General features: G+C 67.2%; 23 protein-coding genes. 17 read left to right on the forward strand and 6 right to left on the reverse strand.

The features are described from left to right. Positions 1–23: 23 nt before the first annotated feature. The 3 genes from VFC51_08795 to VFC51_08805 form a co-directional block, all read right to left on the reverse strand. Positions 24–1,256 carry a hypothetical protein gene (locus VFC51_08795; protein HZT07113.1) on the reverse strand — a complete coding sequence of 411 codons (1,233 nt, stop codon included), beginning with the start codon at positions 1,254–1,256 and terminating at the stop codon, positions 24–26. 75 nt (positions 1,257–1,331) lie between these two features. Then, positions 1,332–2,069 (reverse strand): hypothetical protein, encoded by a 738-nt coding sequence (locus VFC51_08800; protein ID HZT07114.1) that lies wholly within the window; start codon positions 2,067–2,069, stop codon positions 1,332–1,334. Between the two features lie 387 nt (positions 2,070–2,456). Next, positions 2,457–3,095, reverse strand: coding sequence for a hypothetical protein (locus tag VFC51_08805; GenBank protein HZT07115.1), 639 nt, complete (start codon positions 3,093–3,095; stop codon positions 2,457–2,459). A gap of 313 nt (positions 3,096–3,408) precedes the next feature. Between VFC51_08805 and VFC51_08810 the strand changes: the two genes are divergently transcribed. From VFC51_08810 to VFC51_08830, 5 genes are all read left to right on the forward strand, one after another. Beyond that, on the forward strand, positions 3,409–5,292 hold the full coding sequence (locus tag VFC51_08810) for a 2-oxoacid:acceptor oxidoreductase subunit alpha (GenBank protein ID HZT07116.1): 1,884 nt from the start codon (positions 3,409–3,411) through the stop codon (positions 5,290–5,292). Between the two features lie 89 nt (positions 5,293–5,381). Further along, positions 5,382–6,320 carry a thiamine pyrophosphate-dependent enzyme gene (locus VFC51_08815; GenBank protein ID HZT07117.1) on the forward strand — a complete coding sequence of 313 codons (939 nt, stop codon included), beginning with the start codon at positions 5,382–5,384 and terminating at the stop codon, positions 6,318–6,320. 39 nt (positions 6,321–6,359) lie between these two features. After that, complete coding sequence (locus tag VFC51_08820; GenBank protein HZT07118.1) at positions 6,360–6,635, forward strand: aromatic ring-opening dioxygenase subunit LigA; 276 nt, start codon at positions 6,360–6,362, stop codon at positions 6,633–6,635. Positions 6,636–6,674: 39 nt separating this feature from the next. Continuing rightward, a complete protein-coding gene (locus tag VFC51_08825; protein HZT07119.1) occupies positions 6,675–7,490 on the forward strand; it encodes an extradiol ring-cleavage dioxygenase in 816 nt (271 codons plus the stop codon). Between the two features lie 124 nt (positions 7,491–7,614). Beyond that, positions 7,615–7,944, forward strand: a complete 330-nt coding sequence (locus tag VFC51_08830) for a carboxymuconolactone decarboxylase family protein (GenBank protein HZT07120.1) — start codon at positions 7,615–7,617, stop codon at positions 7,942–7,944. An 87-nt stretch (positions 7,945–8,031) separates the two neighbouring features. On the opposite strand, the gene VFC51_08835 is transcribed toward VFC51_08830, so the two are convergent. Then, on the reverse strand, positions 8,032–8,949 hold the full coding sequence (locus VFC51_08835; GenBank protein HZT07121.1) for an amidohydrolase family protein: 918 nt from the start codon (positions 8,947–8,949) through the stop codon (positions 8,032–8,034). Positions 8,950–9,056: 107 nt separating this feature from the next. Here VFC51_08835 and VFC51_08840 point away from each other — a divergent pair, with 107 nt between their 5' ends. The 5 genes from VFC51_08840 (at position 9,057) to VFC51_08860 (ending at position 14,230) form a co-directional block, all read left to right on the forward strand. After that, the gene (locus tag VFC51_08840; protein HZT07122.1) at positions 9,057–10,274 is read left to right on the forward strand and encodes a Rieske 2Fe-2S domain-containing protein; all 1,218 of its coding nucleotides are present in this window, start codon (positions 9,057–9,059) and stop codon (positions 10,272–10,274) included. A 137-nt stretch (positions 10,275–10,411) separates the two neighbouring features. Beyond that, complete coding sequence (locus VFC51_08845) at positions 10,412–11,479, forward strand: amidohydrolase family protein (GenBank protein HZT07123.1); 1,068 nt, start codon at positions 10,412–10,414, stop codon at positions 11,477–11,479. A 9-nt stretch (positions 11,480–11,488) separates the two neighbouring features. Continuing rightward, on the forward strand, positions 11,489–11,770 hold the full coding sequence (locus VFC51_08850) for a hypothetical protein (protein HZT07124.1): 282 nt from the start codon (positions 11,489–11,491) through the stop codon (positions 11,768–11,770). A gap of 225 nt (positions 11,771–11,995) precedes the next feature. Continuing rightward, the gene (locus tag VFC51_08855; protein ID HZT07125.1) at positions 11,996–12,499 is read left to right on the forward strand and encodes a cupin domain-containing protein; all 504 of its coding nucleotides are present in this window, start codon (positions 11,996–11,998) and stop codon (positions 12,497–12,499) included. A gap of 42 nt (positions 12,500–12,541) precedes the next feature. Beyond that, positions 12,542–14,230, forward strand: a complete 1,689-nt coding sequence (locus tag VFC51_08860; protein HZT07126.1) for a peptide ABC transporter substrate-binding protein — start codon at positions 12,542–12,544, stop codon at positions 14,228–14,230. 42 nt (positions 14,231–14,272) lie between these two features. Here VFC51_08860 and VFC51_08865 read toward each other — a convergent pair whose 3' ends face one another. Further along, on the reverse strand, positions 14,273–15,010 hold the full coding sequence (locus VFC51_08865; protein ID HZT07127.1) for an isochorismatase family protein: 738 nt from the start codon (positions 15,008–15,010) through the stop codon (positions 14,273–14,275). Positions 15,011–15,034: 24 nt separating this feature from the next. Beyond that, positions 15,035–16,042: a sialidase family protein gene (locus VFC51_08870; protein ID HZT07128.1), complete on the reverse strand. Its 1,008-nt coding sequence runs from the start codon at positions 16,040–16,042 to the stop codon at positions 15,035–15,037. Between the two features lie 193 nt (positions 16,043–16,235). Here VFC51_08870 and VFC51_08875 point away from each other — a divergent pair, with 193 nt between their 5' ends. The 7 genes from VFC51_08875 to VFC51_08905 all read left to right on the forward strand — a co-directional run bounded on the left by VFC51_08875 (position 16,236) and on the right by VFC51_08905 (position 25,990). Continuing rightward, positions 16,236–17,711, forward strand: coding sequence for a UbiD family decarboxylase (locus VFC51_08875; protein ID HZT07129.1), 1,476 nt, complete (start codon positions 16,236–16,238; stop codon positions 17,709–17,711). After that, entirely contained in the window at positions 17,711–19,432 is a 1,722-nt protein-coding gene (locus VFC51_08880) for a peptide ABC transporter substrate-binding protein (GenBank protein HZT07130.1), read from the forward strand. Before VFC51_08875 ends, VFC51_08880 begins: the two co-directional genes overlap by 1 nt. A 134-nt stretch (positions 19,433–19,566) precedes the next feature. Further along, positions 19,567–21,876, forward strand: coding sequence for a xanthine dehydrogenase family protein molybdopterin-binding subunit (locus VFC51_08885; GenBank protein ID HZT07131.1), 2,310 nt, complete (start codon positions 19,567–19,569; stop codon positions 21,874–21,876). Positions 21,877–22,102: 226 nt separating this feature from the next. Then, entirely contained in the window at positions 22,103–23,677 is a 1,575-nt protein-coding gene (locus VFC51_08890) for a peptide ABC transporter substrate-binding protein (GenBank protein HZT07132.1), read from the forward strand. A gap of 265 nt (positions 23,678–23,942) precedes the next feature. Further along, on the forward strand, positions 23,943–24,671 hold the full coding sequence (locus VFC51_08895) for an HAD-IA family hydrolase (GenBank protein ID HZT07133.1): 729 nt from the start codon (positions 23,943–23,945) through the stop codon (positions 24,669–24,671). Beyond that, complete coding sequence (locus VFC51_08900; GenBank protein ID HZT07134.1) at positions 24,664–25,077, forward strand: DUF2203 domain-containing protein; 414 nt, start codon at positions 24,664–24,666, stop codon at positions 25,075–25,077. The genes VFC51_08895 and VFC51_08900 overlap by 8 nt, the downstream gene beginning before the upstream one ends. A gap of 16 nt (positions 25,078–25,093) precedes the next feature. Further along, positions 25,094–25,990, forward strand: a complete 897-nt coding sequence (locus VFC51_08905) for a TIGR03560 family F420-dependent LLM class oxidoreductase (protein HZT07135.1) — start codon at positions 25,094–25,096, stop codon at positions 25,988–25,990. Positions 25,991–26,058 lie beyond the last annotated feature (68 nt).

A 26,058-nucleotide genomic window follows, 5' to 3' on the forward strand; every position in this document is an offset into this window, starting at 1 on the left:
ACTGACACGCCATCGCATCGCACTCAGTGCCGGCCGCCGCTCATGCGGCCGGCGAAATATCGCAAGGGGTCGCCTGCGCGCGTGTACCCGAGCTGGAGGGCGCCGGCGAGGCTGTCCGGGCCGAAGGTCGCTTCGCATACCTGGGCCGCGAGATCTAACAGCATCGGAACGCCGCGATGGGGCAGCAGCACGCTGTCGGCAAGAGCGACGAGCGCCGCCTCATGGGCGTGGGCGAGATGGGCGTAGAAGACTCGCGCGGTCGCCAGCTCGCTCGCCCGGTACACGCCGACGATGACCTGCGTGGCCACCTCGTCGCAGAAGCGCCGGATCCACTCGCGGGGCTGGAGCAGTCGGCCTCCAACCGACGTGTCACTGGACGTCGGCAGGCTGTAGTGGCTCGCTTCCACCACAGGCTCGATGGTGTCGGCCAGCGTGCCGACGATGGCGTATTCCAGCGGTTGAAGCGCAGCCCCAATCGTACTGAGCATCCGGTGGCCCAAGCCGTCCTGCACGTAGAGGAATGTCTGGTGGCCGCAGATCAGCTCCTCCAGCAGCCTGGTTGCCTCGACCATGATGTCGAGCGTGCCGGCGGATCCGGTCAGGAGCTCATACGGGGCGGGGCTGCCTCGGCCGATGCGCCACGTCGCCGCGGAGCGGCGCAGCAGGATTGCGCGCTCGGCGTACGCCCGGATGGCCCGTCGCGCCAGCTCGCTGAGGTCTGCCTTGCGTCGGCTCGCCTCCTCATCCGCCCAGCTGCGCCGTTCAAGGAGGGCCAAAGCCTCATCCGCAGGGTCCGCCTGCGTCGCACGCAGATCTCGGCGAAAGAGGCGGTGGACCCACGTGCCCTGGGCGCCGTTGTACGTGACCAGGCTCACGCCGATCTGCGTGACGCTGAGAGGAAGCGTTGCGTGGGTATACGCTGTTGCATCACAAGCTTCGACCCCGCCAGTGAAGAGCACTCTCTCGTGGACGGCGGTCAGATCCTCGATCGTCGCGCGGTAGACTCCCGCACCAACCGGCGCCGATGCGCGCGCCGCGATGCGCGGGAACAATCGAGTGCGGATTGGGTCCCGCACGCGGGCCTCGAGAGCGACGGCCGCCGCGACTTCGTTTGCTGTTCGCTCGTAGATCTCCGCGAGATTCTCGCCCGTCCGCCACGACTCGAGGGCAAGGATGTCCCGGAGCTCTTCGCCGAACGCCTCTCCGAAGGCGCTTTCCTCGTCACGCGGCCCGCGTAGTTCTGTCGCATCTGCCACGGCGGCACCTATTCGTCCTACCTCGTCCATACGCTGAATTCCGCCTGCGCGGTCGGAAGTTCGACGCGACGAGCATCATTCGACAGCCTCGTGCACCGGAAGCAGGTGCCGGAAGCGGGGATTCTTCGCGGGCGCCAACTCCCGTGCATGCGCAGTGGCGACGTCCGCTGGTAGTCCGAACGTTTCCGAAAGACGCAAAGCAGCCTGCTGTGCCGGGACGCCGGCCGGGCACACGTGTTGGACTACGTCGACTGGCGCGAGCAGCTCGATCGCCAGCACGTCGGCTTGCGCTTCAGCATGGCTCGCAGCAGGCGTGCGCGGTAATCCCGAAGCCGCCCGCTCAAATAGATGGAGATGAGGCCGAAGATCGAATCCGGCGAGGGCGGCGTTCATCCGCTCGGCGGCGGTGGGGGCACGGGTCCCGTCTATCGCGTCCAGGACCGAGCGTCCAACGCGAGCCGCCGCGCGCCGCCGGCGCTCAACGAATTCGATAAGGAAATGCGCCACCTCGTGCGCCAGGCTGTAGCGCTGCTCATCGGTGGGATCTTCGCTGTCAAGAAAAACAAAGCCGCCATGCGCGCTCGCGTAGAGGGCCGCTCGCAGAGGCCGTTGCTTGCTGGGACCGGAGAGGGGCAGGCCCATTGCCGATGTCCAGCGGGCAATGGCTGCCGTATCGAGCTTCGGCAGGTCCGCGACAGCCAGGGGCGTGGCAATGGCCACGGAATGGCGCAAGTCCCGGGGAAAGCCAGGCGGCCTACCGCCAGCGGCCTCCCAGAAGCGCGCCCCCGCCTCCACCGCCCAAAGAGGGGTCATGGCACGTCCTCGGCTGGGTCTTGGTGGCTGCCGTCGCGGGCGGGATCTGGAGCCTCATCGCGATCACGGGCCGCCAAGAGCAGCGAGCTGGCTGAATGCGGACGCATCGCATCCAGGGCATTCCCGAGGCGAATCGCTTCTGCCAATCGTGTCGCATCCATACCAAACCGGCCAGCGATCCCCGTCACATCGCGGAGAAATTCGGGCCCGGTGCCCGTCGGGCGGCGGCACAAGAGCACAGAGGAGAGATCCGCGATGGCGCAGCCAAGCCAGGCTGCAAGGTCAGCGTTATCGTAACCTGCGCGATCAGCCCACGGTAACAGGGAAGAGGCGACGAAGAACGGATGACGCCGCGCCCGCTCGACGGCTCTCCACAACAATTCGTCATCAGCCATTTTTCGGAATCTCAGCACCCATCCGCGCGAGTTTCGCCTTGACGCGATCTTTCGCTCGCTTCACGGCGCGCCGCTGCTGTTCCCTCGGTTCTGCGTCTAACCCCAGGACGTGCGCATAGACCTCCGTGCGTCGCTCGCCGGCGAACATCAGCCACACGACCTCACGGTCGCTTCCGACAAAACGGGAGTCGACCCATGCGCTCGCCATGTCCGCATCCTCCTGCCTCGCGAGCTGCTCCGCCGAATCCAACTCGTCGCTCGCTATCACATTCCGCGCCGGCGCGGAATGTTCGACGGCTTCGAGCGAGATCTCGCGCGAGCGGCTCCGGCGAAAACGCTGGAACAGGTTTCGGGCATCGCCCGCGGCGTCCATATGGAGGTAGGTGTCAAGGCTCGCGCGGTCCGGATCGTAGCGCTGCGGCTCCTGAGCCAAGCGCGCCAACGTATCGAAGGCGATCTCCTCCAGATCCCGGGGATCCATGCCAGCAAAGCGCCGGTTCAGCCACTGCGTGAGGGGCTCGAGAAATCGGCAGACGAGGTCCGACGGCGCGGTCGGATCGCGTTCGACGAGGCGCCGGTGCAGGACGCGATCCACATGCCGCGGAAACGCGGTCTGTGCATCCTCTCGCATCGTAACCGGGAGTGAAACGAAATGTAAATCATCATTTTGACACAAATCCCGCCGGAATGTGCCCTCCCGTATCGCCGTTGCTGTGCGCCGTGCAATTCCAAAGGACCCAGTTGACGCTGGGCGGCCCCAAAAACTTCAGTGCCCACCGCCATTCGCCGCTTCGCCGCAGGGTACGGCGTTGGCGGGTTCCAGCAATGGCGGTCCGGTCTCGCCCGACCGGTGCTTTTGCGTCGATCTCTGGCCGAGGTTTATCATGTCACTGACGCTCGCAAACCCCTAGTATCTCTGCGTGCGTCGCGAGGAGGCGTTCCCCGTGCACGACGGCGACCTTATCTGGATGATCGGCGGGCCCCAGGGCGGCGGCATCAACGTCTCCGCCGAGGTGTTCGCCCGCGCAGCCGCGCACGGCGGCCAACGCGTGTTCGCCAACATCGAGTACCACTCGAACATCATGGGCGAGCACTCCTACTACAAGGTTCGCCTCTCCCGGGAGGATCGCCATTCCCTCCTCGACGGCGTCCACGTCCTCGTCGCCCTCGACGAAGAGACGCTCCTCGGCGAGCCGCACCCGGAGTTCACCTCCCACCCCGGGCACCTGCGCGAGCTGGTGGCCGGCGGCGTGGCCGTCTATGACTCCGCCGGCCGCTTCTCGCCCCAGAAGTCCAGCCGCACCGACATCACCTTCGTCGGCGTCCCCTATATGGAGGTGCTTCGCCAGGCGCTCAAGGAGTTCGGCCGCGAGGCCGACGCCAACCGCCTGCGCGTGATGACGAACACGGTGGCTGTCGGCGCATCCGTCTTCGCCGTCGGCGGCGACATCGAGGGGCTCTGCCAGACGCTCAGGGAGGACTTCAAGGGCCCGCGCGCACAGATCGGGGAGATGAACGCCCGGGCGGCGACCCTCGGCTACGAACACGCGGCCCAGCAGCTTGGCGGGCGGTCGCCCTTCGACGCGCGCTCTTTGTCGGCGCCGAATGGGCACGCGAAGCTGCCGATGTTGATTCGTGGGATGCACGCGTGCGCCATGGGCAAGCTCAAAGCCGGGCTGCACCTGCAGACCTATTATCCCATCAGCCCCGCCACCGACGAGAGCGTGTACCTCGAGGCAATCCAGCGCGACCAGAATTTGCTCGTGGTGCAGTGCGAGGACGAGATCGCGTCGATCCAGATGGCGGTTGGAGCCGCCAACGCCGGCGCGCGCGCCTCCACCTCGACGTCTGGCCCCGGGTTCGCGCTGATGGTCGAGGGCATCGGCTACGCCTCAATGACGGAGGTGGGCGGCCCGGTCGTGTTTCTCTGGCAGCGCGGCGGGCCCAGCACGGGGCTTCCCACGCGCCAGGACCAGAGCGACCTCCAGTTCGCCCTCCATCCGGCCCACGGGGAGTTCCCGCACATGGTCGTCGCCCCGGCCGACTGCCAGCAGATCTTCGAGGACTCCTTCGAGGCGTTCAACTGGGCGGACCGCTACCAGCTCCCGGTGGTGGTCTTGGTGGACAAGTACCTCTCCACCCAGTACACGACCCTCCAGGACCTCAAGATGGAGAACCTCGTCATCGACCGTGGGCCCCGCTTCAATCCCAATGGCCACGCGAACGGACACGACGGCGCGGGCGGATACCTGCGCTTCGGCTTCACCGAGTCGGGCGTGTCGCCGCGCTCGTTCCCGGGCGATGAAGGGGGGATCTTCTGGGCCACCAGCGACGAGCACGACCCGCGGGGCCACATCACCGAAGACGCGGAGAACCGCATCCGCATGATGGAAAAGCGGATGGGGAAGCTGGATGTTGCCGCGCGCGAGATCCCGACCGAGCGAAAGCTGGTCGTCCACGGCCCGCGGGACGCGGACGTCACACTCGTCGGCTGGGGGTCTGTGCTGGGAAGCGTCCTCGACGCCATGGACACCCTGGCGCGCGAGGACAACCTTCGCGCCAACTTCGTCCAGGTCCGTTTGATGCGGCCCTTCCCGGCCGCGGAAGTGACGAGCGCGCTGTCCCGTGCCAAACGCCTGATCCTGGTGGAGAACAACTATTCCGGCCAGCTCGGCTCCCTCGTCCGCGAGATGACGGGCATCGATATTCCGCAGAAGGTGCTGAAATACGACGGCCGTCCGTTTTCGGAAGAGGAGCTGGTCGAGGCCCTCAGAGCCGCGCTCGCGGGATCCGAGGCACGGGTCCACGTCTCCCATCGCTCCGCTTGATTCGCCATGCTGGCCTTTGGCGCAGTCGGCGGCGATCATGACCGACGCCGAACCGCTGCGACCGCGCGCCACGCAACCCGGAGGACTCATTGATCGCTGAACAGACCCTGACCCCCAAAGATTTCAAAACCCCCGTTCACATCAACTGGTGTCCCGGATGTGGCGACTTCGGCATCGTCGTTGCCATCCAGGAGGCCCTCGCGCAGCTTCAGATTCCACCGCACAAAGTCGCCGTGTATTCGGGCATCGGCTGCTCCGGCAAGACGCCCCATTATGTCAATGCATATGGGTTCCACACCCTTCACGGACGCGTGCTGCCCAACGCCACCGGCGCCAAGCTGGCCAATCGCGAGCTGACGGTCATCGCCGTGGGAGGGGACGGCGATGGCTTCGGCATCGGCGCGGGCTATTTCGTGAACTCCGGCCGGCGCAACGTTGACTTCACGTACCTCGTCTTCGACAACGAGGTCTACGGCCTCACCAAGGGCCAGGGCGCACCCACGCTCTCTCGCGGCCAGCGGACGAAGTCCATGCCCGAGCCGGCGATTCAGGACAGCTTAAACCCCATCGCCCTGGCCATCGGCTCCGGCTACACCTTCGTCGCGCGGGGCTACGCCCTCGACCGAAAGGGGCTCCCCTCCCTCATCGCCGCGGCGATTCGACACCCGGGCAGCTCGTTCGTGGACATCTTGCAGACGTGCCCGACGTACAACGATCTGATGACCAAGGACTGGCTCGAAGCACAGATCGGCGGTCAGCCGCGCATGTATCGACTCGAAGACGAGGGCTATGACGGCGTCGTCGCGAATCCCTCCAGCGTGCACGAGCTGGTGGCGAAGAAGGCCCAGGCAGTGGAGAAGAGCTACGAGTGGGGCGATCGCATCCCGACCGGCGTCTTCTATCAGGCGCGCCTCCGGACCTATGAGGAGGAGCTGGAGGAGCGGCTGCCACAGTATCGAACGACGCCGCTCGTTCACTGGGACGTTGAGCACCGCGATGTGACCAAGCTGGCAGACGCATTGCGGTAGAGCGCTACGCTGGGTTCGCCTCCCCGTCCGGAGGTCGCTGTGAGCCAGTACGAGGTCGCGAGGTTCCTGTTTCACTTCAACCGCGAGCGGTCGGCGCGGGACGCCTACGCCGCGAACCCGCGCGCGGCGCTGGACGGCTACGATTTATCCGCTGAGGAGCGCGAGGCCCTCGTGCAGCACGACTTCACCGCGCTCTACCGCATGGGCACACACCCCTTGCTCCTCATCTACATGGCGAACAACCTCGACGTGGCCCCGCCGGACTACGTCGCAGCCGTGCGCCGGGCGGTCGACAGCAGTCCCGTCGCGCAGTGAAGATGAGCGCGCCCCGCTGCGGACGCTAAGGAGGAAGTGATGGGCGAGATCGTCGGCGCCTTCGGCGTCTCCCATGCGCCAGCGATGACCGCGCGACCGGAGGCTGCGCCCCCGGAGCAGATCGCCGCCCTGCGCGCTGGCTTCGCCGAAGCCCGCGACCGCCTCGCCGCGCTGCACCCGGACGTCGTCGTCCTCATCGCCGCCGAGCACTGGGCAAATTTCTTTCTCGATAACTTCCCCGCCTTCTGCGTCGGGACCGCCGAGCGATTCGAGGGTCCGCTGGAGGAGTGGCTGCGCGTCGATCGCGTGGAGATCGCCGGCGCGCCGGCGCTCGCCCGCGCCATCGTGGAGGACGCGATCGACGCCGGCATCGAGCCCGCTTGGTCCGAGCGGCTTGCGCTCGACCACGGCTGCATGGTGCCGCTCCACTTCCTCACGCCCCGGATGAACGTCCCCGTCGTGCCCGTCATTCAGAACTGCCTCCAGCCGCCCATGCCTCGCGCCCACCGGTGCTACGCCTTTGGCCGGGCCATCGGCCAGACGATCGAGCGCAGCCACGAGCGCGCCGTCATCGTCGCGAGCGGCGGGCTTTCTCACTGGCCCGGCCACGCCAAGCACGGCACCATCAACATCGAGTGGGACAGCGAGGTCCTCGAGCTGATAACGCACGGGCGCGGTGAGGCGCTGAGCTGCTACACGGACGCGCAGATCGACGAGGGCGGGACGGGCGCGGCGGAGATTCGCAACTGGATCGCGATGCTGGGCGCATTCGGCCCGTCCACGGCCGAGGTGCTGGCGTACCAACCCGTTACCCAGTTCGCGACCGGCTGCGCCGTGGTCCAGCTCCACCGCTGACTCGTCCCTCCGTCGCGGCAGCGCGCTACCCGCCAGTCGGTCACTTGCCATGTCGGTGCTATAGTGGCTCGTCAGCCCCGCGCGCATTCGCCGCGCCGGGCACCACGTCGAGGAGGAGGACGTCATGGCCCAGACCACACGAGCCCTCGGACCGGTCGACCGCGTGCGAGACGTATCATCGAGCGCCGCCGAAGCCTTCACTGCCTTGCGTCGGGCCATCGATGAGGCGGGGCCCCTCGAGGCCAAGTACCGCGAGCTGATCAACCTGGGCGCCTTCGCCACGGCGCGCATCGAGGGCGCCTTCAAAACGCACTGCGGCCGCGCGCTCGACGCCGGCGCCACACCTGAGGAGGTTCGCCAGGCCGCGCTGCTGCCCCTCGCCGCGACGTCGGGCATCGGGCCTGTGGCCGATGCGCTCCGCTGGGCCGAGGAGGTCATCGCCTCCCGTCGCTAACCAGACCACCGAATCGACCGCGAGCGCTCCCGGATTGAACCGGGGGCGCTCGCGCTGGACCTGGACCCGTCGAGGCCCGTAGCCCGCTCAGGAAGGCGGGAAGCCAAACAGGCGCGACGGATTGTCGACGAGGATGCGCTGGCGGGTCGCCGGGTCCGGTGCGATCTCGATCAGCAGGTCGAGGAGGTCACCCTCGTTCGGCGTGCGACCCGGCGTAAAGGTGTTGCCGTGCGGCCAATCCGAGCCCCAGAGCACCCGATCCGGGGCCGCGGCGATCACCGCCTGGGCGAACGGGATCATGTCCCGGAACGGCAGGCCGTCGTCGACGTGCGCCTTCGGGACGGCGCTCAGCTTGTCCAGACTGCAGATCTTCACCCAGAAGCGGTCGTCCTTCAGCAGATCGAGGAGCACGCGAAAAGCCGGCTGGTCCAGCCCCTGCATTGGGCGCACGCGCGCCATGTGGTCGACGACGATCGTGAGGGGGATGGCGCGGATGAACTGCTCGTGCTCCAGAAGGTCGTCGGGGTCGACGTGCAGGTCCAGGATCCAGTCGCGCGCCCGCATGCGTGGGAGCTGCGACGCGATGTCGTCCGGGCTCCCCTCCCGGTCGCCCATGAGGGAGAATCGAGCGCCCATCACGCCCCGCGCGGCAAGCTCGTCGAGCTGGGCGTCGCTGATCGAATCATCGATGTTCGCGATCCCACGCATCGTCCCGGCGGAGCGCGTCACGGCGTTCACGATCGCCCGATTGTCCACGCCGTGGGCGGTGGGTTGCACGACGACGGCTCGGGTGAGCCCGGTGATCTGCTGGACGTTTCGGTAGTGCTCGATGGGCGCTGCCGGCGGCGTGTAGCGGCGGCTCTCCGCATAGGGAAAGACGTCCGGCGGGCCGAACACGTGGATGTGGCTGTCGCAGGCGTTCGCGGGCAAGCGCCAGTGCGGCGGCCGCGTGTTCGGGTCCGGTGGCAGGGCCACCGGGTACGTGCGTTCGGTCGCTTCAGACACGTCGCGCCATCCGAGGCTCCCTCCCTGCAAGAAAAGGACCGCCGCGATTGTAACCCCGCCTCGAGATTCGAGCCTATAATCGCGCAACTGTCCGAGCGAGATGGCCGATGCTCAGCCAAGAGGAGAACGAGCTGCTCACGCGCGTCGGGCCCGGAACGCCGATGGGCAATGTGCTTCGGCGCTACTGGGTTCCGGCCCTCATCTCCGACGAGCTACCGGAGCCGGATTGCGCGCCAATCCGGGTCAAGCTCCTCGGGGAAGAGCTGGTCGCGTTTCGCGACTCCCAGGGCCGTGTGGGGATACTCGGCGCGTATTGTCCTCACCGAGGCGCCTCGCTCTCGTACGGCCGGAACGAGGCCGGTGGCCTTCGATGCATTTACCACGGTTGGAAGTTCGACGTTGCCGGCATGACCCTCGAGACCCCCAACGAGTCCGGGGTTCGCATCTGGGAGGGCAAGAAGCTCGTCGCCGCGTACCCAACGCGCGAGGCGTGCGGCGTGGTCTGGGCGTATCTGGGCCCGCCCGAGAAGACTCCGCCATTCCCCCATTATGAATGGAACGTTCGAACGAACACCTTCGCCAAGAAGGTGCTCATCGAGTGCAACTACCTCCAGAGCATTGAGGGTGGCATCGACTCCTCCCACCTCTCCTGGCTGCACCGACGGACGATCACACCCGAGGAGACCGATCTGGCCGCCCGCGACGCCGCTCCGCGCATCGAGCTGCAGGACATGCCGTACGGCTTCCGCTACGGCGCGCTCCGCCAAGCGGACGCCGGCAAACAGTACGTCCGGATCACGCCGTTCATCATGCCGTGGTACACCATCGTGCCCTTCGTCGCGGACCAGGTCCAGGCGGCGCACGCCTGGGTCCCCATCGACGACACCCACAACTGGGTGTTCACCTTTAACTTCACCCACGCCGACGATCGCCCGATCACCGAGGGCACGCACCCCTACGACATGGTCGACCGCTTCCACAAGCTCCGCACCCGGGAGAACGGTCACCTCCAGGACCGAGCGGCAATGCGCGTCGATAGCTGGTCCGGCATCCCGAAGATTCCCGATCAGGACGCCGGCGTTCAGGAGAGCATGACGCGCATCTTCGACCGCAGCACGGAGCACATCGGCCAGGCAGACCTCGCCATCGTCCACATGCGCGCCCTCCTGCTCGCGTCCATCAAGGCCGTCCAGAATGGCGGCGACCCCGTCGGTGTCGGGTCGGATTTTCCCGCCGACGAGATCCGCTGCGTGGTCGAAGTCGTCCCGGCCGACGTGCGCTGGACCGAGCTGGGGCTGCCGGCCGGAGCGCGCGCCAAGCGCTGAGCCGACCCGATCAAATGGAGGCGCGTGCTCGCGCGCTTCCTCGCTTGCCGACAGCCTCGGACACACCGTGGTGCCGCGTGAGTTGCTTGCCTGTCCTCGCCTGGCTAGACTGGGCGCAGGAAGCGGGAGGTGTCGCCATGCACGCGATCGACGCGGACGCGCACGTCGACGAAAACGACCAGACCTGGGAATACCTCGACGAAGCCGATCGCCGATACAAACCGTTGAGCTTCGAGCTGTCGGCCCATGAGACGAGCGGTCCGTCGGATGGTAGACGCCACAACGTCTGGCTCGTCGGCGGCAACGCGCGCCTGCATCGTTTCCGCAGCGACGAGGCGACCGGTACGACCCGCGCGACCCGCGAGCTGCTCGATGTTGGGGAGCGCCTCCGGCACATGGATCAGCTGGGGATCGAGGTGCAGGCGCTCTATCCGACCACGTTCCTCCACGCGGTGACCGACCGCCCCGAAGTCGATGTGGCGCTCTGCAAAGCGTACAACCGCTGGATCGCCGATCGAACGGCGAGCTCAGGCGGACGGCTGCGCTGGGTCGCACAGGCTCCGATGCTCTCGATCAAAGACGCGGTGGAGGAGCTGCGCTTCGCCCGGGACCACGGCGCGTGCGGCGTGATGAAGAAGGGCGTGGAGGCAGGAAACAGACCGGCTGGCGACCCCTACTTTTACCCCCTCTACGCGGAGGCGGAGCGCCTCGACCTCCCCATCTGCGTCCATCAGGGCACCGGAGACGCGGACATCTCGAACACCGCGAGCGTGACCGATACCGCCAATATGTCCGTCTTCAACGTGCTCTCCGCGTTCAAATCGCTCGCAACGACCGGCGTACCGGATCTGTTCCCGCGTCTGCGATTCGGCTTCATCGAGGCCGGCGCATCGTGGATTCCGTACCTCATCAAAGACATCGGCATGCGGGGAAAGGCGGCGAAAGCCCCGTACAACTTCAAGACCGAGTTCCTCGCCCACAACCGCTTCTACGTGACGTGTGACACCGAAGATGACATTCCCACGCTCCTCAGTTATGGCGCCGAGGATTACCTCATGATCGGCACCGACTACGCGCATTCGGACCCGTCGTCCGAGATGCTCGCGCACCGAGTGCTCGTGCAGATGGCGGAGCGGGGCGCGTTCAGCACGGCGGTCGCGACAAAGATCGTGAACGACAACGGGCGGCGGTTCTACGGTTTTTGAGGTGGCACGATGACCCGAACGGTCCGCGCGCTCTGGGAGATCGCACCCGTTTTCAGCCTGGTAAGCCGCGCCGGACCCGGTCGGGCTGGATCGCGATCGGGCGAAATCCCGGCGGGCACCGTTCAGGCGACCGGGCCCAAAGTCCTCGTGGCGGCCGCGCCGGCCAACCCGGTGGGCTTTTCCGAGCGAGTCTCGCGCGCCGTCGTCCAGGGCCCATACCGCGGCGGCGTGGACCTCGAGTGGCTCCTCAACGGTACACCTGAGGCGCCACGGCGGCCTCGGTCGCCATGAACAATCGCATCGAAAACGTCACGAGCGGCGCCGTCATGGGATCGAACCAGACCTGAAATGCGCACGAATGGAGCGTGAAGTGAGCGCTGCCCCCGCGCCCTCCGGATATAGAAGCGGCGTTGGTCGCGGCCCTGCGCCGGTTCCCGTTCAGCCGCGTAATTGACACCGCACCACGACGCGAACATAATCCGACCATCGCGTCGATGCGTGCAGAAGGGGGCAGCCATGGCGGAAACCGACGTTCAGCCGCTGGACACCAGCAACGTGCTGATGGACGACAACACCCACGGCGATCGCGACTACCAGAACAAGCAGAAGCTCCGCACCAAGGGCTGGCAGGTCGTCAGCATTCCGGACAACATTACGCCGAACCCGAAGGGTGGCGGCTATGTGCGCCTCACCGAGAACCGCTATGCCCAGGCGGTCATCAACATCTACCGCCCGGGCCAGCGCGACGAGATGCACTGCCACCCGGGATCGGAGCACATCTTCATGGTGTTCCAGGGCGAGCTGCACATCCGCGGGGTCAACGAGGACGAGGACGTCGTGCTGAAGCCAGGCGAGCTGGTCCACATCAACCAGAGCTACTACTACCAGCTCGCCAACGAAACCGATGACCTCACCGTGCTGTACCAGGTCGCGACGAAGCCGCCGAAACCGCCCAAGATCGGCCGCTACAGCTATCGCGGCGCGAATGGCGTCGACCCGCGCACCCTCGAGGGCGAATAGCCGACGGGACGGCGCAACGGCGGCGGCTGGACTCGTGCGGTGATGCGCCCCCAGCCTCACGTCATGGCGCTCGCCGCGCTCCTCGTCGTCGCATGCGCGGCCCCGCAGCCCGGCTCCCAGGCGCCGCGCTCGGCGCCCAGTGAGGAGCCACCGGCCCGCACGCTCGTCGTCGCGACTGACGCGAACGTCGACGGGTTCGGCGAGATGTTCGCGGGCGGCAAGAGCGGACCCGAAGAGCTGCAGGCGATGGTCCATCGCGTCCTCGCCGAGGCGGACGCCCAGGGCACGTACGTCCCCGGAATCGCGACCAAGCTGCCGTCCCTGGACGACGGGACGTGGAAGCTCCGTTCGGACGGCGGATCGGAAACGATCTGGAGCCTCCAGCCGAACGCGCGCTGGCACGACGGCACGCCGCTCACCGCCGACGACATCGTCTTCAGCTGGCAGGTGGCCATCGCGCCAGATGTTCCATACAAGTCCCGGCAGGCGGTGAACCGCATCGAGGACGTCGAGACCGTCGATGCCCACACGGTATCCATTCGGTGGAAGTCGGTGTTCGTGGGCGCCGGGCGGCTCACCGAGCGTGATCTCTTCGTCCTGCCGAAGCACATCCTCGATCCGCTATTCACCGGCGACCGGAATGCCTTCGTCAACGCGACGTACTGGTCGAGCGCCTTCGTCGGGCTGGGGCCCTTCCGGATCGTGGATTGGGTGCCCGGGAGCCAGGTGCAGCTTCAGGCCTTCGACGGCTTCTTCAGTGGGCGGCCCCCGATCTCGAGCATCCTGTTCAAGACGGTCCCCGACGTGAACACAGCCGTCGCCAACATCCGCGCGGGCGACATCGACGTTTGGCTCGGCAGCTCTTTTGGTCTCGAGCATGCACGGACGCTGAAGGACGATTGGGAAAGCACCGGCGCCGGCCGGGTGATGACCTACCCCCGGCTCATCTTCGAAATTCGCCTCAGGCCGGAGGACGCCAAGGTCAGCGACGTGCGTATGCGCAAAGCCCTGTACCAGACCATCGATCGGGAGTCGATCGTCCGCGACCTTTACTTCGGCTTGCTCCAGGTCGCAAACTCGTACATCGCGCCCGGCACAACGGGCTTTGAGCGAATCGAGGCCGGCCTCGTGAAGTATCCCTTCGATCCGACGGGAGCCCAGGCTCTGCTCGCCGACCTGGGATGGCGCAAGGGCGCGGATGGACTCCTGCGCAACGACCGGGGCGAGCGCTTTGCGCTCCCCTTCTCCACAACGTCCGGAAACCGTGAGCGCGAGGAGCTGCAGGCCGTCATCGCGGACATGTGGAAAGCGGCGGGGTTCGACGTGGCCTTCGAGAACGTGCCCCTCAGCGTCCAGTCCGACCCGACGTACGTCTTTTCGACGACGGATCTCTCGGGCATCAGCACCGATTTCGAGGCGAACATCCCCCGCATCGACGGGCGCAACCGCCGCACGCCGCAGAATCCCCGGGGCGCAAACGTCTGGGGCTACGCCAATGACGACGTCGACCAGCTTCTCGACGAGTGGGGGCGTACCCTGGAGCGCGAACGCCAGATCGAGATCGAAGCTGCTGTGATGCGCCACGTGAGCGAGGACCTTCCGATCCTCCCCATCAACTACCGCATCGAGGCGATCACCGTGGCGAACGGCGTGAGCGGCGTGCCGCCGCGCAGCTCCGTTCAGTCGGCCACGAACACCTGGAACGTCGAGACCTGGCAGCGCACGCGCTGACTGAGGAGCGAACTTCCAGGCCCGCTCCTCAGTCGCCGAACCTCAGCGGTTGGTGAGGGTCACTCCCGTGTCTTTCCCGTCCTCGAAGCGGCTGAGGTAGCTCACCGCCTCATCGACGGGGATGACCGACGCGTACTTCTGGTTCATCGTGAACAGCTCGACGGCGTGGCACGCCTCGTGCCGATCGAAGACGCAGTCCTCCACGACGAACATCTTGAAACGGTTGGTGCACCCGTCGACGACAGAGGCCCGCACGCAACCGCTCGTGCTCTCCCCGCCGACCAGGATCGTGTCCACGCCCTGGCTCACCAGGTGGCCGATGAGCGGCGTGCCCCAGAAGGCGCTGGGCGAGCTTTTGCGGATCACCAGCTCGCCGTCGATCGGCGCAACCTCGGGAAGGATGTCGTTCTTCCGTCGCGCGCGGTCGGACATTTCGGCGTCTTCCTCGCGCTCGGTTCGATTGGCCCAGTGGCGCATCTCCAGCTCGGCACCGGTCGTGTGGATCACCGGCACGCCGGCGGCGCGCGCCGCGCTGAGCAGCCGTTGGATGGCGGGGATGGCGTTCCAGCCGGCGAGCCCGCAGCTCCCCGGCCACTTCTCGACCGACCTGAGCAGGGGCTCAGGCTCGTCGCCGAAGACCCAGCGGTAGAGGTCGATGAGGAGCAGCGCCGGGCGCGATCCGAATTCGCGCTTGCGCTTTTCGCCGACGATTTCAAGGTGCGCCTTGTCCTGCTCAGTGAGGAACTTATCCCATACCCGCTCGCCGGTCTCTTGAGCCACCGCTGTGTCCTCCTTTCAGTACGATTAAGCTGCCGCGAGGGCCAGGCTATGAACCGACGGAAGATCGGAGAGGACCTCCGCGAACGACGCTCCGCCATCACGGCTCATCCACACCGTGCCGTCGGTCATCCCCGCGAACATCGTGTCCGGCTCCTTGGGATCCGCGATGAGGGCCCGGGGCACCGCCCGCGTGCTCTCCGCCACGCTGGGCAACAGCTCCCAGCTCACGCCAGCGTCGACGCTGCGCGCGTATGCGACGCCGATGGTACCACGCTGCCACCCGCCCGGCCCCTGCGTCGAGAGCGCCGTGACGAGCACGCCCGGATTGGCCGGATGCTGCACGATGTCCGCCGGTGTGTATCGATACGGTAGGAGGTTCTCGCTCACCTTGGCCCAGCTTTCGCCGGCGTCGGCGCTGCGGTAGATCCCCTTGCCGCCCGTCGCCACGACCGTGCGCGCGTTGCCCCGAATGGGCGCGATGGCGTGGCCATCGTGGTCCATGCCCTGGGCGATCTGCTGCCAGGTCGATCCGCCATCGCTGCTGCGAACGGCCCAGCCCTCCTCGATCGCTCCATAGATATACGGTGCGTCGTCCGCCAGGGCAAGGGTCTTCATTCGGCTGACGTGGGGCGGCAATGGGCCCGTCCAACCTTTCGTGGAGGGGAGCTGCTGAAGCGCGGCACACTCGGTCCAGGACTCGCCGCCGTCGTCGCTCCAGAAGACGTCCGCCGGGCTCGTCCCGACGTAAATCCTGCCCGTGGTCGGATGCTGGACGATCGACCACACGTCCTTGTACACGATCCCCGCGTTGGCCTCCTGCCACGTGGCTCCGGCGTCGGCGCTGCGGAAAACGCCCCCGCGCGTCGTGCCGGCGTACAGGCGCCGCGGGTCGGACACGTCGGCGACGACGCGAGCGCGCAGCACGCCCAGCCCCTCGAGGCCGAGCAGCCGCGCCCGATACCCCGCCGGTGATGGCTCGCCACGATACAGTCCGTTCTCGGTGCCAATATAAAGCGCAGGCCCGGCCGCCACCGTTCACCTCCCTGCTCGCACGGGGTCGCCCCCGCAGATCATGCACAGCATACACCCTTCGGAACCGATCAGCCGCGAACGGCGCGTCAGAACCATTCCCGTCGGTTGACCCAGCCGCGCCCGCAGCGCAAAATGGCCCCGCACCGTTGATTCGCCAAACGAACACGGCCCCGGACTGATGGAGGAGCGATAGATGACCGCGACAGGCCCCGCGGGCCCGAAGTCGGGCGGCTACAAGGACATCCGCACGTACATCGATGACCTCGAGGCCGCCGGGATGCTGCGGCGGGTGGCCGCCGAGGTCGACCTGAAGCACGAGATCGGCGCGATCTGCGCCCGCGCCCTGGAGCGCGGGGGCCCCGCAATCTTGTTCGAGAACGTCAAAGGGTACCCGGGGCTTCCCCTCGCAGCCAATCTCCTCACGACCGACGAGCGGGTCGCGTTCTCCCTGGGCGTACCGCCCGACCACGACCGCATTTACGAGAAGATCCTGGTCGGGCTGGAGAACCGGCTGGCGTCCGTGGAGCGGCCCACGGGCCCCTGCAAAGACGTGGTCCTCACCGGTGACAAGGTCGATGTCTACGCCTTTCCTACTCCCTGGTGGCACGAAGGCGACGCCGGCCAGTACATCGGCACGACCCACGCCTTCATCACCGCCGACCCCGATACCGGCGTTCACAATATGGGCTCGTATCGGGTGATGATCCACGATAAGGACACGCTGTCGGTCCAGATTCGCGGATCGCACCCGGTGGGCGAGCAGCCGAACCCGGGCGATCGGAGCGGCGCCCGCGCGGACGGCCTCGAGCACATCCTCAAGAACGAGATCAAGGGCCTGCCGACGCCCTGCGCCATCGCCCTCAGCATGGATCCGCTGCTCACGATGGCGGCCGGCAGCCCCGTTCCGGCCGATGCCGAGGGCATGAGCGAGTACGAAGCCGCCGCCGCGTGGCGCGGCAGCCCCACCGAGCTGGTCAAGTGCGAGACCAACGATCTGCGGGTACCCGCCAACGCGGAGATCATCATCGAAGGCGAGGTCGTCCCCAACGTTCGCGTTCCGGAGGGTCCGCACGGGGAGTCGAATGGCTTCTACGTCGCCCACCAGGAGACGTTCCTGATCAAGGTCACGTGCATCACCCATCGGGCGCAGCCGGTCAGCTACGGCCTGTATTGCTGGATGGTCGAGGACTACCCGCGCGACCTGTTCCGGGGCGCCTCGTTCCAGCGCCGCCTCATCGAGCACACCGGGATGACCAACATCAAGCGCGTCCAGGTGGCGAAAGTCGGGCGCAACGGGATGGTCATCATATCGGCCAAGATCAGCAGCGCCGACGAGCCACGCCGGATCATGGAGGGGGCCTGGGCCGTCGCCGGCGAGCGCTGGGTCATCGTCGTGGATGACGACTGCGACGTGCGGAGCTGGACCGACGTGCTCTGGCGCGTGACGTACTTCGCCCAGCCCGGTAAGCACATCGTCCAGGGCCCGGAAAAGCCCGTGCGCGGGCACGCCACCGAGAACCCGGATGATCCGTTCGAGCCCCCGTCCTGCGGCCTCGGCATCGACGCGACGATGCACTTCAAGGGTTACCGGTTCAACCAGGTGAACCGCGTCAGCAGCGAGCTGGCCGCGCGCGTGGCCGCCCGTTGGGGCGAATACGGCTTGCCGTGATGCCACCCCTCGGGCTGCGTCACCGCTCACTGATCGCGATCCTTCTGCTGGCATCCGTCGCGTGCACCACGCCGAACACCGGGGTGCGCGGGAGCGAATCGACCGACGCGCGCGCGGTTGGCTCCACCGGGCAAAAGCGGATCATCGCGGCCGTTCTCAGCGATCCGCCGACCATTAGCTCCGAGTTCATCGGCATAGGCTCCGGCACCATTCAGGGCGGCGGCGCTCTCGAGGAGCTGACCAATCGCGGCCTCAGCGTGCAAGACAACCGCGGCACCCTTGTCGCGCAGCTCGCCGAGGCGGTTCCATCAGTCGAGAACGGCCTCTGGCAGCTCCTTCCCGACGGAAGGATGGAGACGACCTGGAAGATCAAGGATCGCGTGAGCTGGCACGACGGGACCCCGTTCACCTCGTCGGACCTGGTCTTCACCATCCAGCTCGGCCAGGACCGGGACCTTCCCGTCTTCGGCCACAACGGATTCGATTCGATTGCATCGGTGGACGCGCCCGACGCGCGGACGATCGTCATCCGGTGGAAGCGCCCGTACGTGGACGCGGACTCGCTTTTCACCCGGCGCTTCGGATTCCCTCGGCCGCGCCACGTCCTGGAGCAGGTCTATCTCGACAACAAGGATGCGATCGGCCAGCAGCCCTATTGGACCGAGGCCTATGTGGGGACCGGCCCGTTTCGCGTCAAGCAGTGGGTGGCGGACAGCCACGTCGTCCTCCGGGCCAACGACGCGTACGTCCTGGGGCGGCCAAAGATCGACGAGATCGAGGTTCGGTTCATCCCCAACCCCAACACCCTCGTCGCCAACATCCTGGCCGGAGAGGTCGAGCTGACCCTTGGCCGCAGCCTCCAGATGTCCGAGACGAGCGCGCTGAGGGACTCGTGGACGAAGGGCGCCGTCGCGGTGGGCATCACCGACTGGATCGCCCTCTGGGTCCAGTTCGTCAACCCGGGGCAGCCGCTCCTGCTGGATGCGAGCTTCCGAAAGGCGCTCGTTCAAGCCATCGATCGACAGCAGATGGTGGAGGTCCTGGAGTCCGGCGCGGTCCCCGTCGCTCACTCGTTCATCAGCCCGCGGGAGGCCGTCTATCCCGAGATCGAGCCCAGCATCGTGAAGTACGACTTCGATCCGCGACGATCGGGCCAGCTCATCGAGCAGCTCGGCTTCACGCGGGGCGGAGACGGGATGTATCAGCGGCCGAGCGGCGAGCGGCTGACGCTGGACGTCTGGACGAATCCGGGGCACGAGGAGCGGATCCTCGCCATCACCGATTACTTCAAGCAGGCCGGCATCGCCGCCGAGTCGTTCGTGATCCCCGACGCGCGGCGTCGGGATCGCGAGTACAACACGTCGTATCCGGGCGTCCGTCTCTGGCGGCTCCCGAACTCCGAAGATGACATCGCCCACCTGCACAGCCGCGAGGCGCCGATGCCCGAGAATCGGTTCAGCGGGGGCAATCGCTCGCGCTACATGAACCCGACCTTCGATGCGCTGATCGACCAGTTCATGACGACCATCCCCCACACGGAGCGCGTGGCGATCCTGGGCCAGATCGTTCACCATATGACGGATCAACTCCCGGTGATCGGGATCTACTACAACGCCCAGCCGACGATGATCGGGGCGCGGCTGAAGAACGTGATGCCGGCGGACTCTGGGAACAGCACCGAAGCATGGAACGCCCAGGACTGGGACGTCGTGGGGTCGTGATCGCGCCATCGGACGCCCGGCCGCGCGGCCCGGCGCGTTCCGGCTCGCGGGCCGGCGCTCTGGCCCATCGCCGTGAGCCCCGGGAGGATTGTTCGCATCAGAATCGAACGGTAAGCTGAATCGACGGAGGCATGATGACGGAGCACCACGACGGCCACCACCTCCCGCACGGCGGCGCGCTTCGCACCGAGGACGTGGCCCGCGCGCTCGAGAAGCCGGAATACCGGTTGGACGGCCCATTCAAGGTCACCGGTCGCGCCCGGTACGTTGGGGACGTCCAGCTTCCCGGCACGCTCTTCGCCCGGTTCCTGCTCAGTCCACATCCACACGCCCGCATCGCATCCATCGACACGTCCGCCGCCCGGGCGGTCCCGGGCGTACACGCCGTGATCACCGGGAAGGACATCGGACTCCGATACTTCGGGCGGGTCCTCTACGACTGGCCGGTCCTCGCCTACGACCGCGTCCTCTTCGTGGGAGAGCGGGTCGCGGCGGTAGCGGCGGAGACGCGGGAGGCGGCCGAGGAAGCCGTGGGTCGGATCGAGGTCCAGTACGAGGAGCTGCCGGCGGTGTTCGACGCGGAAGAGGCGCTCGCCGATGGGGCTCCGATCTTCCATCCGGACGGCGCGAGCTACTTCTTCACCGGCAAGCGCCCCCCGATGCCCCACCCGAACCTTCAGGGGTACGCCTTCGCGCAGAAGGGCGAGGAGGAGATCGAGCGCGTCTTCGCCCAGGCGTACCGCGTCGTCGAAGACGTCTATACGGGCCCGCGCCAGCACCAGGGCTATATCGAGCCGCACGGCTGCGTCGTATGGATCGATGCCGAGGGGATCTTGCAGGTCGTGACGACGAACAAGGCGCCCTTTGGTCTGCGCGCGCAGCTCGCCAAGACGCTCGACCTGCCGACGGACCGCATCGTCGTGGACAGCATGTTCATCGGCGGCGACTTCGGTGGCAAGGGTCACTCCATCGAGGAGTTCGCCTGCTACTACCTGGCGAAGGCGACGGGGCGCCCCATTCGCTCGGTCATGTCCTACACGGACGAGCTGGGCGCTGCCGCGCCCCAGCACTCGGCGAAGTACTACCTGCGCACCGCCGTGAATCGAGAGGGCAAGATCATCGCCCACGAAGCGCGAGCGTACCTGAACGGGGGCGCTTACGGAGGGGGGCGCCCGAACCCGCAGCAGACGGCGAGCGGCGGTCTCGACTCGATGGAGGTCTACAACATCCCCAACGCCCGGCTGGAGTCGTTCTTCGTGTACACCAACCTCCAGCCCACCGGAAACATGCGCGCGCCCGGCTCGTTCCATCGAGGCCTGGCCGGCGAGGGACACGTGGACCACATCGCGCGCGCGATCGACATGGACCCGCTGGAGTTCCGCCTGCGCAATGCGCTGCGCGAGGGAGATACGGACCTGACCGGCGGGAAGGTGCGCAAGCCGCGCGCGGTCGAGGTGCTGGAGACGTTGAAGCGCGAGACCGGGTGGGGTGCTCCGCTCCCGCCGGGCCGCGGCCGGGGCCTCGCCATTCGAAATCGGCACGTCGGTCAGGGCAGGACGGAGATGCTCCTTCGCCTCATGCCGGACGGCACCATCGAGGCCCTCTACGGCGCGCCCGACCAGGGCGGCGGCTCGGCCACCGTGCTGGTGCGGGTCGCCGCGGCGACGCTCTCCGTCCCCGAGGAGCGGATCCACGTACGCTTCGGCTCAACGCGCGAAGCGCCCTTCGACGGCGGCGTGGGTGGGAGCCGTACGACGCACGTGGTCGGTCGGGCGGCCCTGGCCGGCGCGCAGACGCTCAAGGAGAAGCTGGAAGAGCTGGCCGCCGAAGTGATGGGGTGGCCCGCGGGCCAGGTGCGGCTCGAAAACGACCGCTTCGTGGCCGACGGGGGACGCGAGTCCGCGCCGTACCTGGAGGTGGCCCGGCGAATCGCGGCGGGACCGGCCGTCGAGGTGGTCGGCGCGTACGACGCCGCCGAGCACCATAGCGATGAAGGCGGTGACTACAACTTCTTCGCCTACATGGTCGAGGTGGAGGTTGATCGCGACACCGGCCAGGTCCGCACCCGCGACGCTGTGGCGGTGGTGGACGTGGGCACGGTGATCAATCCCGTCGCCCATCAGGGCCAGCTCGACGGCGGCTTCGTCTATGGCTATGGCCAGGCCATGACCGAGGAGCTGGTCATTCAGGACGGCCGCGTGACGACGCTGAGCCTCGGCGAGTACAAGCTACCCACCGAGATGGATGCGCCGCCCTTCCGCTCCATCATCCTCCCCAGCGACGAGGGGCCGGGACCGTACGGGGCCAAAGCGGCCGGGGAGACGACGAACACGGGGGTCGGCGGGGCGATCGTCAACGCCGTGTATGACGCGGTGGGCGTGCGCATTATGACGGCGCCGATCACGGCCGAGCGGGTCTATGAGGCGCTCCACGGTCAGCCGTAGCGGGCCGCCACGTCAGGGTTCGATGACGAGCGCATCCCCCATGTCGACGAGACACGCCCCCTCACCCACCCCCTCTCCCAGGAGGGGCGCGGGGCGTCCAGATCGGCCCCGGTTTGATCGGTGGCTGGGGCTCGTCCTTCTCGGCACGCTCCTCCTGGGCTGCTCCACGACCGGCGCGCCGACGAAGCCTCCCAGCCCTGACGCCGACGCCGGAAGCGCCGTTGTCGTGAAGCCCCTCAACATCGGGCTCTTCGACGAGCCTCCGGCTCTGGGAAGCAAGTTCAGTGGCGGCGGAACGGGACGGGCCGACTACAGCTTCCTCTTCGCGGCGAAGCTCATTCAGTACGACAGCCACGGGAGTCCGATGGCAGTCCTCGCCACCGAGCCACCCTCGCTGGAGAAGGGCACGTGGCGGTTACTCGACGACCAGCGCATGGAGACGACCTATACCCTTCGGAAGGCGACCTTCCAGGACGGCTCTCCGTTCACGGCCGACGACGTGGCCTTCACCTGGCGTCTCATCATGAACCCGGATCTCCCCGCGGAGGACCACGAGCCCGAGAAGTTCATCGATTCGATCGAGGTGCTCGATCCCCAGACCTTCGTCGTGCACTGGAGGGAGACGTACGTCTTTGCCAACGCCTGGGACCTGGAGCCGCTCCCAAAGGCGATCTTTGGTCCCCTCGTGGACCGCGACGTGCAGGCCTTCACCAACACGTCCGCCTGGACGCGCGACTGGGTCGGCCTCGGGCCGTACAGAGTCACCGATTGGGTCCAGGGCACGTATCTCAAGGGGCAGGCGTTCGACGGGTTCGTCCTGGGAAAACCGAAGATCCGGGACATCGTCGTCAATTTCGTCCAGGACGCCAATCAGGCCGTGTCCCGAATGCTCGCCGGCACCCTCGACATCACCCTCGGGAACCTGATCCGCGGCGACGAGGGGCTCGTGCTGAAAGAGCAGATGGAGGCGCGCGGTGACGGCAGCGTGCTCACGATCCCCACAAAGATCCGCTACGGCGAGCTGCAGTACCGCGAGCCGCGCCCGCCGCCCTCGCGCGACGTACGCGTTCGGCAGTCGCTCCTCCATGCGCTCGATCGCGCCCAGCTCGTCGAGGCGCTGCTCCACGGCCTCAGCACGATGGCGGACATGTACCTGGCCCCGAACGACGCGGCGTTTCCCGCGGCGGACAAGGTGATCGCGAAGTACCCCTACGACCCGAACCGCGCCGCCACGCTCCTCCAGGACGCCGGCTGGACACGAGGCGACGAGGGCGTCCTCCGGAACAGTACCGGGGAGCGCTTCGACCTCGAGCTCCGAACGACGGAAGAGACGCAAAACCAGAAGGAAGTGCAGATCATCGCGGACGCGTGGAAGGCCGTCGGCATCAATCCAAGCGTGGAGATCGTCCCCAAGGCGAAGCAGAACGACCAGGAGTATCGGGCGAAGTACCCCGGCATCGGCTTCTCGGCGACGTCCATCCAGGCCGATTGGCTCTCGAAATGGCAGACCGAGCTGATCGCATCCGAGGCGAACCGGTGGCGGGGCGGCAACCGCGGCGCGTACAGCCGCCCGGAGTTCGATGCCATGTACCGGCAGTACATCACGACGGTGGACCCAGTCGAGCGCCAAGCCGTGCTGGTCGCGCTCGTCAAGTTCGCGTCGGAGGACGTGACGTACTTACCGCTCTACTACCAGATCGACGTGCACGCGATCCGCGCCGGCTTGAAGGGCGTGGAGCCGCGCTGGCCGGGCCAACCGGGCATGGCCTTCAACGCCTATCAGTGGTACTGGGCTGGCTAGTACGCACATCCGGTGCATCGGACGCGACGCGCCGTCATGCTGAGCCCGCAGGCGAAGCACCTCGCGATGGGCCGTCATGCTGAGCCCGCAGGCGAAGCATCTCGCGATGGGCCGTCATGCTGAGCCCGCAGGCGAAGCACCTCGCGATTGACAGCGGTCCCTCGCGGGCGCGCGGGATGACCGCTCGAATTGCACGCGGCTCCGCTGGGGAACGAGCCTGCGAGCGACGCGGCGTTTGAAGCGATCCGACCGGCTACAATGACCCGTGCGATTCACGACGGTCCTTTTCGACGTGGGCGACACCCTGGTCAACGTTCCGCGGCCGGCCCCAACCTACCAGCGCTTGCTCGCCGAACACGGCTGCGTGCTCGCCATGCCAGAGGTCGAGCGCATCGTGCAGGAGTCGCGGCGCGTGGTGGACGAGCTGGTGCCGACGTGGCTCGGCGACGATCTCAGCCTCGACGCCGCCGCGACGGCCCGCAGGCGCGAGCTTCACGTCGAAACGATCCTCTCCCTCGCCGGGGTCGCGGACGCGAGCGCCGCGCGCTCGGCGTTCTTTGACCTCTACGTGGGGACCCGGTTCTTCACCCTCTTCCCGGACGTGCCCGACGCGCTTCGGGCACTCCAGGAGCGCGGCTACCGAATGGGGATCGTGTCGAACTGGGAGTCGCGCCTCATGTCGCTTTGCGCCGCGCACGGAATCGCGGACGCCTTCGACTTCGCCGTCGTGTCCGAGCTGGAAGGGTACGTCAAGCCGCACGCGCGGCTCTACCGACGCGCGCTCGAGCTTGCAGGCGTTCCTCCCGAGCGGGTCGTGCACGTCGGGGACAAAGTGCGCGAGGACGTCGGAGGCGCGGCGAGCGTCGGGATCGCGGCCGTGCTTCTGGATCGCCAGGGCCAGAGCACAGGGGACTACCAGCCTCGGATCAGCTCCCTCGCGGAGCTCCCATCGCTCCTGGATTCCTTCGCCGCCGCCTCCTCGTCCGATGGCTGAACGGGGCGCGCCGCGGCTATTCACGGTCGCCGAGGCGAACGCACTGCTGCCCCGCCTCCGCGACATCCTTGCCGAGCTTCGCGCCGCGCGGGAGCGCCTTCTCCACATCCAGGAGCAGCTCGCCGAGCGGATCCACGGCGGCGCTCGATCCAACGGCCACATCGAGCCAGGTGGTGAGACCGCTCAGCTCACCGCCGCCTCCGAGGCGGCGCAGCGTGACATGACTCGTGCAGTCCGCGCCATTGCGGAGCTGGGGTGCGAGCTGAAGGACCCTGATCGTGGGATGGTGGATTTTCGCACGATGCGTGATGGCCGCGTCGTCTACCTGTGCTGGCTCATGGACGAGCCGGAGGTTCAATTCTGGCACGAGCTGGACGCCGGCTATCGCGGCCGTCAGCGGCTGTAGCAGAAGGAGGTCTGGAATGGCGCGCGTCGAGCTGGGCGTTCATATCGGCCCGCAAGACATCGATCTGGACGAGCTTCGCCTCCTCTGGCGGCGTTGCGACGCCGCTGGCTTCGACCTGATCACCGTGTGGGACCACTTCTACGAGTCGCCTCCCGTCGACGGCAGCCATCCCGTTTTCGAATCCATTGCCAGCCTCGCCGCGCTCGCCCTGGAGACCCGGCGCTGTCGGATCGGATGCCTGTGTTTCGGGATGGGCTACCGAAACCCGGCGCTCCTCGCCAAGTCGCTCACCACCATCGACCATCTCAGTAAGGGACGACTGACCGTGGGCCTTGGCGCGGGCTGGCACGAGCCCGAGCACGACGGCTACGGCTTTCGGTTTCCGCCGGTCAAGGAGCGTATGGACCGACTCTCGGAGGGGGTGCGCATCGTGCGAGCCCTCTTCACCCAGGAGCGAAGCACGTTCGTCGGCGAGTATTACCAGGTCAAGGACGCGCCAAATGCGCCGCGCCCTGTCCAGGAACGGATCCCCATCATCGTCGGGGGTGGCGGCGAGCGCCGCACGCTGCGGATCGCGGCCCGGTGGGCCGACGGGTCGAATCAGGCATACATCTCCCCCGAGGAGTATCGGCACAAGAACGCTGTGCTCGACCAGTGGTGCGAACAGCTTGGCCGTGACCCGCGAACTCTCGAGCGCAGCGTCAACGTGCACTTCCGTATGTCCTCGCGGGGAACGCCCCCCGCCGGGGCACAGCCCGACGGAGCCATCTCAGGCTCTCCGCTGGAGGTCGTGGACCGACTCGGCCAGTACGTCGACGCCGGCGCGCAGCGCATCAGCCTCGCGATCCGCCCGCCGGTGGATCTTGACGCCCTGGAGACGTTCGTCGACCGTGTCATGCCCGCGTTTCGCTGACCGATCTCTCTCACCCTCTTGACCCCTCTCCCGGCCGCCCCGTCGGGTGGTCGGGGCTACCCTCGGGC

The organism is Chloroflexota bacterium, from assembly GCA_035652535.1.
Classification (GTDB): domain Bacteria; phylum Chloroflexota; class UBA6077; order UBA6077; family SHYK01; genus DASRDP01.